7 protein-coding genes and 1 tRNA gene are annotated in these 6835 nt (G+C 67.8%); 5 read left to right on the top strand and 3 right to left on the bottom strand.

Annotated features, from left to right (window positions below):
• Positions 1-142: 142 nt before the first annotated feature.
• The 3 genes from G6N75_RS12575 to dapA form a co-directional block, all read right to left on the bottom strand.
• Positions 143-233, bottom strand: a tRNA-Ser gene (locus tag G6N75_RS12575).
• A 90-nt stretch (positions 234-323) separates the two neighbouring features.
• Entirely contained in the window at positions 324-995 is a 672-nt protein-coding gene (locus G6N75_RS12570) for a nuclear transport factor 2 family protein (RefSeq protein ID WP_165348718.1), read from the bottom strand.
• Positions 992-1876: a 4-hydroxy-tetrahydrodipicolinate synthase gene (gene dapA, locus G6N75_RS12565; protein ID WP_165348717.1), complete on the bottom strand. Its 885-nt coding sequence runs from the start codon at positions 1874-1876 to the stop codon at positions 992-994. Before dapA ends, G6N75_RS12570 begins: the two co-directional genes overlap by 4 nt.
• Before the next feature lie 169 nt (positions 1877-2045).
• On the opposite strand from dapA, the gene G6N75_RS12560 reads away from it, so the two are divergent.
• The 5 genes from G6N75_RS12560 (at position 2046) to G6N75_RS12540 (ending at position 6830) form a co-directional block, all read left to right on the top strand.
• A complete protein-coding gene (locus G6N75_RS12560; protein WP_240901129.1) occupies positions 2046-2576 on the top strand; it encodes a glycine cleavage system protein R in 531 nt (176 codons plus the stop codon).
• A gap of 20 nt (positions 2577-2596) precedes the next feature.
• Positions 2597-3064 carry a peroxiredoxin gene (locus G6N75_RS12555; RefSeq protein WP_165348715.1) on the top strand — a complete coding sequence of 156 codons (468 nt, stop codon included), beginning with the start codon at positions 2597-2599 and terminating at the stop codon, positions 3062-3064.
• A 50-nt stretch (positions 3065-3114) separates the two neighbouring features.
• Positions 3115-4524 carry a PhoH family protein gene (locus G6N75_RS12550; protein ID WP_165348714.1) on the top strand — a complete coding sequence of 470 codons (1410 nt, stop codon included), beginning with the start codon at positions 3115-3117 and terminating at the stop codon, positions 4522-4524.
• 69 nt (positions 4525-4593) lie between these two features.
• The gene (locus G6N75_RS12545) at positions 4594-6048 is read left to right on the top strand and encodes a M48 family metalloprotease (protein ID WP_165348713.1); all 1455 of its coding nucleotides are present in this window, start codon (positions 4594-4596) and stop codon (positions 6046-6048) included.
• Entirely contained in the window at positions 6045-6830 is a 786-nt protein-coding gene (locus G6N75_RS12540) for a VacJ family lipoprotein (RefSeq protein WP_165348712.1), read from the top strand. The genes G6N75_RS12545 and G6N75_RS12540 overlap by 4 nt, the downstream gene beginning before the upstream one ends.
• Positions 6831-6835 lie beyond the last annotated feature (5 nt).

Raw genomic sequence — 6835 nt, 5'->3', positions numbered from 1 at the left:
GGCTTCGAACCCGGGACTTGAATGGCGGAGAGGGCGGGATGGGACGCCCTGACGGGCGTCGCCTCGGCCTGGCGGCCTCGGCTTCGAACCCGGGATTTATTACTAACGCGGGTTCGAATCCAGGTGAGGAAGTACCTGTAAGTGGCGGAGAGGGCGGGATTCGAACCCGCGTTAGGGGGTTACCCTAAACTTGCTTTCCAAGCAAGCGCCTTCGACCGCTCGGCCACCTCTCCCTCCGGTCCCGCACGACCCATGGCCGAGCGGGGCGGGAAATGTACCCCACCGCGCTGCCGCATTCAATGAAGGTCGAGGCCGTTCGAGGCCTAGAGCACTTCGAGGACGCGCTCGTCGATGATCAGCCAGTTGCCGCCATCGGAGGGGAACAACACGAGTTCCTTGCGCACGGCGCGCTCGGCGGGCGCCACGCCAAAGCGCTGCACGAACCGCGCCCGCACCATGCTGTCGGCGCCCTGCTCCACTTCCAGCGTCGCCAGGTCGACCCGGGTCGAAGCCGGAATTTCGAAGCGCTGCCGCTGCTCGGCCCGCCATGCGGCCGCATCCGGATAGCCGACTGCGGCATAGTCCTGGATGTAGAGCGCAAGCCAGGAGTCCGCGTCGCGCCGGCTCCACAGCTCGGCCCAGCGCTCGATGAAGGCGGCGACCTCGGCCTCGGTGCCCGTCAGCGCGACCCCTGCCCCCGCCCCGCTCTGGCGCGGCAATGCGGACCCGGGCGACGCGCTCATCGCGGCATGGAACGACGGCGGCTCGATGATGCAGTTGCCGGGATCATTCGCCAGCCGCCCGCCCATGCTGCCGGCAGCCGGCACGCGCAGGGCCCCGCGCTGCTCAGGCGTGTCCAGGCCCGACGGAATGGCCAGGGGCGCACGCGACCGCGCGTCCATGTAGGGCGCCGGCACGCAGGCCGAACGCGTGGCACAGCCGGCCAGCACCAGGCAAAAGAGCGTGAGGCCGAGGCCTCGGGCGGTAAGGTTCAAGGCTTGATTTCCACTCCGGCGCGCAGCATCGCAGCCCGCACCTCGTCGTAATGGGCCGGATCCAGCGGCGTCAGCGGCAACCTGATCCCGGCCTCGATGAGTCCCATCCTGGTCAGCGCCCATTTTACCGGGATCGGGTTCGGTTCGACGAACAGGGCCCGGTGCAGCCCGGCCAGGCGCTCGTTCAGGGCCGCTGCCTTGCGCGGTTCGTCGTGGCAGGCGGCCTCCGCCATCCCGTGCATCAGCCGCGGCGCCACGTTCGCGGTCACGCTGATGACGCCATCGCCGCCGGCCAGCAGGAAGTCCATGGCCGTGGCGTCGTCGCCGCTCAGCAGGTCCAGCCGGTCCCCGCACAGCGCCCGGAGCCGGCGCGCCCGTTCGGGGCCCGGCACGGCTTCCTTGATCGCCACCACGCCGGTGACCTCGGCCAGGCGGGCGGTGGTCTCCGGCAACAGGTCGACCGCGGTGCGACCCGGCACGTTGTACAGGATCACCGGCAGCCCGCCCTCCCTGGCAACCGCCTCGTAGTGGCGGTACAGCCCCTCCTGCGTCGGCTTGTTGTAATACGGCGTGACGACCAGCGCCGCGCCGGCGCCCGCCGCCGCGGCGATCCGGGTGAGCTCGATGGCGTGCGCGGTGGCATTGCTGCCCGTGCCGGCGATCACGCCGATCCGGCCCGCGGCGGCCTCCAGCGCCACGCGGAGCATGGCGTCGAGCTCGTCCGGCGCGATGCAGGGGGATTCGCCGGTGGTCCCGGCCACGACCACGGCGGCCGTCCCGGCCTCGACGTGCCACTCCACCAGCCGGCCGAGCGCCGGCAGGTCGAGGACGCCGTCCGCGTGCATCGGCGTCACGATGGCCACGATACTGCCGCCGAACATCGACTATCCCCCGGCTCTGGGCGCTGCTGACATGGCCGACGATGGTATCGGCCACCCTGCGCAGCGGCAAGCGCCACGTCGACCGGGGCGGCCTTCGCAGCCACGGGCGATGCGGTTACACTGGCGTCCTGTCACTCCCCAGATCCCCACAGTGTCCGGAACCCAGCCCTTGAAGCAACTGGTTGTCATCTCCGCGGTCGGCGGCGACCGCTCCGGGGTCGTGCACGACCTCACACGCGCCGTGCTCGACTGCGGCGGCAACATTCTCGACAGCCGCATGATCGCCCTGGGCTCCGAGTTCGCCATGCTGTTGCTCGTGAGCGGCAGCTGGCACACCCTCGCGCGCCTCGAGTCCGAGCTGAAGAAAGTCGAGGAAAGCTCCGGCCTCGCGCTGTCCATGCGCCGGACGGAGGAGCGGCCGCCACGCACCGACCTGCTGCCCTACGCCATCGACGTGGTCTGCCTCGACCAGCCGGGGATCGTCTTCAACCTGGCCAGCTTCCTGGCCAGCCGCGGGATCGATATCGCCGAGATGGCGACCCGCAGCTACTCCGCCGCGCATACCGGGGCCCCGATGTTCTCGGTCCAGATGACCGTGAACATCCCGGGGAACCTGCAGATCGCGGCCCTGCGTGACGAGTTCATGGACTTTTGCGACCACCTGAACCTCGACGCCATCATGGAGCCCGTCAAGGGCTGAACCTCCGGAGGAACTACGACATGGCCAAGGCCGAGATCGGCAAGAAAGTACCCGCCTTCAAGCTGCCCGCCACCGGCGACCGCAAACTCGGTCTCGCCGACTTCAAGGGCCGCAAGCTGGTGCTGTACTTCTATCCCAAGGACGACACCCCGGGATGCACGACCGAAGGCCAGGGCTTTCGCGACCACTACAAGAGCTTCCAGAAGGCCGGCGCCGAGATCGTCGGAGTGTCCCGCGACAGCGTGGCCTCGCACGAGAAGTTCAAGGCCAAGTACGAGTTCCCCTTCGAGCTGATCTCGGATGAGGACGAGACCCTCTGCAACATCTTCGGCGTGATGAAGGAAAAGAACATGTACGGGCGCAAGTACATGGGCGTGGAACGCAGCACCTTCCTCATCGACGAGCAGGGCGTGCTGCGTAGCGAGTGGCGCAAGGTCAAAGTGCCCGGGCACGTCGAGGCCGTGCTGGAAGCCGTCAAGTCGGCCTGAGCCACGCTGTCCTTCTCCCACCCAGCCTTTTGCCCGAGCCAGGAGCCCAGGTGAGCAGACCGGACGAGACCCGGCGCGTCTTCGTGCTGGACACCAACGTACTGCTGCATGACCCCGCAGCGCTGTTCCGCTTCGACGAGCACGACATCCACCTGCCGATGGTGGTGCTCGAGGAGCTGGACGCGAACAAGAAGGGCATGTCCGAGCCGGCACGCAATGCGCGCCAGGTCAGCCGCTTCATCGATCAGCTGATCCACGGCGCCGACAAGCAGCACATCGATCACGGCATCGAGATTCCCGGCGAGCACAAGCTCAACGGGGCCGGCAACCGGCGCCCGGGACGGCTGTTCTTCCAGACCCGGCCGAACCAGTCGCTGTTGCCCGACACGCTGCCCGGCAGCCGGGCGGACAACTCGATTCTCGAGAACTGCCTGATGCTGCAGGAGGCGCATCCCGACGCGCGCGTGACGCTGGTCTCGAAGGACATCAATCTGCGCATCAAGGCCACCATTCTCGGTGTCCACGCGGAAGACTACTTCAACGACCGCACGCTGGAAGACGCGGACCTGCTGTACTCCGGCACCGACGCGCTGGCGCCCGACTTCTGGGACGCGCACAGCAAGTCGATGGATTCCTGGAAGGAAGAAGGCCGGACCTTCTATCGCGTCGCCGGCGCGCGCGTACCCTCCTGGCAGGTGAACGAGTTCATCTACCTCGATGACGACAGCCAGTTCGAGGCGGTGGTGCGGGAGGTGGACGGCAACACTGCCGTCATCGAACTCGCCCAGAACTACCGCGGGCGCAACAACGTCTGGGGCGTCACGGCCCGCAATCGCGAGCAGAACTTCGCCCTCAACCTGCTGATGTCCGACAACGTGGACTTCGTCACCATCCTCGGCCCGGCCGGCACCGGCAAGACCCTGCTTACGCTCGCGGCAGCCCTGGCCCAGACCATGGACAAGGGCCGCTTCCGGGAAATCATCATGACCCGGGTCACGGTGCCGCTCGGGGAGGACATCGGTTTCCTGCCCGGCACCGAAGAAGAGAAAATGGAGCCCTGGATGGGCGCCCTGATGGACAACCTCGAGGTCCTGACCCAGAGCCAGGACGGCGGCGAATGGGGTCGCGCGGCCACCCAGGACCTGCTCCGGAGCCGGATCAAGATCCGCTCGCTGAATTTCATGCGCGGACGTACTTTTCTCAACCGTTTCATCATCATCGACGAGGCCCAGAACCTGACCCCGAAGCAGATGAAAGCACTGATCACGCGCGCCGGGCCGGGCACCAAGATGGTCTGCCTCGGCAACGTCTCGCAGATCGATACCCCGTACCTGACGGAGACCACCTCGGGGCTGACCTACGTGGTCAACCGTTTTAGGGGCTGGCCGCATGCCGGTCATGTCACCCTGCTGCGGGGCGAGCGCTCGCGGCTCGCGGACTTTGCCTCAGAATCGCTCTAGGGCCGGGAACCGCGCCCGGCGCGCGCCTGTCTTAAGCTTCGATGGGCGCCCGCGCCCGCAGGACCCGAGATGTTGCAACGCTGGCTCATTCTGCTGACCGCCTGCCTGGCGACCACTGCGGCAGGGGCCGACCCGCGCTGGGACCTGCCGGATATCGGCAGTCCCGCCGACACGGTATTCACGCGCAGCCAGGCCGAGAGCATCGGGCGCACGATCCTCAGGCAGATGCGTGAGCAGGGCAATGTGCTCGAGGATCCCGAGGTCGCGGAGTACGTCACCGACCTCGGCCAGCGCATCGCGCCCCATGCACATGACGGCGAGCACAGCTTTCACTTCTTCGTGGTGAACGAGGACGAGATCAACGCCTTCGCCCTGCCCGGGGGCTACATCGGCATCAACTCGGGACTGATCAAGGCCACGCGCAGCGAGAGCGAGCTGGCGGGCGTGCTGGCGCACGAAATCGCCCACGTCACCCAGCAGCACATCGCGCGGCGCATCGCCGGGACCGGCAAGTCCAGCATTCTCGCCACCGCCGCGATCCTTGCAGCGATCATGCTGGGCGCCGGCGGTGACGTAATCCCCGCCGCCATCATGAGCGCCCAGGGCCTCGCCATCCAGGAACAGATCAACTACACCCGCGCCAACGAGTACGAGGCGGACCGGGTCGGGCTCGAGTACCTGGCGCGGGCAGGCTTCGATCCCATGGGCATGCCGTCCTTTTTCGAGGTGCTGATGCGCCAGGCGGGCATGCCCGGCAGCCGCCTGCCAGAGTTCCTGCAAACCCACCCGCTCTCCAGCAACCGCGTTGCCGAGACGCGTGACCGGGCCGAGCGAACCGAGGCCCGGGCCGTTCACGAGAGCCGCAGCTACGGTCTCATGAAAGCCCGCGTGGAGGTCATCAACGCGCGCTCGGCAGACCAGGCGGTGGCGCTGTTCGAAACCCGGCTGGAGCGCGGCTCAGCAGATCCCGCGCAACGCTACGGCCTGGGCCTGGCGCTGCTGCGGGCCGGCCGGTACGAGGAAGCCGTCGCCACCTTCGCCCCCTTGCTGGAGACTGACGAGAACGTCGTGGTGTTCCATTCGGCGCTGGGCGAGGCCCTGGTCCTCGCGGGGCGCGAGGCCGAAGGCCTGGCGGTATTCGAACGTGCCATGGCCCTCTTCCCCCGCAACCGCCCCCTGGTCGTGCGCTATGCCGAAGCGCTGCTGCGTACCCGGAACTTCGAGCGCGCCCACGCCGTCCTGCTCGACCTGTTCAACGTCGTGCGGCCGACGCCGCCACAGGTCCGCCTGATCGCCAATGCGGCCGACGCCGCAGGACTGCCGGCAGAGGCACTGTTTTACATGTCCGAGTATCATCTGCTCACGGGCGACCTGGCCATGGCGCTCGACAAGCTCCGCCTCGCCCTGCGGCAACCCGGCCTGAAGCCATGGCAACGGGCCCGCTTCGAGGCGCGCGTGGCGGAACTCGAGCCGTTCCTGGCCGGCCGCGGAGCCAGGCGAGTGGAAGAGGAAAAGAACGAGTGACCGGAGAACATCACCGCGCTGGCCGGCGCCCTGGGTCCCGGCCGGCGCTGCGCATCCTGCTGGCGGTTTGCGCCCTGCTGCTTGCTTCCGGCTGCGCGTCGACCCGCACCGCGGACGACCCGGGCTCGGAGTTCGACCCCTTCGAACCGGTCAACCGCCAGGTCTTCGCCTTCAACGAGGTGCTCGACCGGTGGGTGCTCAGGCCGGTGGCCCGCGGCTACGACCGGATCACGCCGCAGCCGGTAAAGACCGGCGTCACGAACTTTTTCGACAATCTCTCGACGCCCATCTGGGCGCTGAACCACGTCCTGCAGGGCCAGCCGGGGGAAGCCGGCCGGCAGGTGGGGCGCTTCCTGATGAACTCGACCTTCGGGCTGGCCGGGGTGCTCGACCCCGCCAGCATGAACGGCATTGCGGAGAAGCCGGCGCGCTTCGACCAGACTTTCGGCAAATGGGGGATCCCCCCCGGGCCCTACCTGGTCCTGCCCGTCCTGGGACCGAACACGCCCCGCACCGGACTTGCGTGGTACGCGCGTTTCCAGACCGACATCGTGTGGAATTACCTGGACAACAACCGCAGCGTGCGCGACAAGCTGACGGTCCTCCAGTTCGTCGACCTGCGCCACCAGCTGCTGCGCATCGACCGCATGGTGGACGAGGCGCCCGATCCCTACATTCTGACCCGCGAGGCATTTCGCCAGCGCATGGAATTCTCGATTCGCGGCGAGGTCCCGCTGGAGGACGACTTCGACTTCGAATTCGACGACGACGAGCCGCGCTGAGCAGC

The organism is Thioalkalivibrio sp. XN8, assembly GCF_011058255.1.
GTDB lineage: Bacteria > Pseudomonadota > Gammaproteobacteria > Steroidobacterales > XN24 > XN24.
Note: the sequence above shows the minus strand (reverse complement) of the source record. Positions and strands in the feature narration are given on the sequence as shown.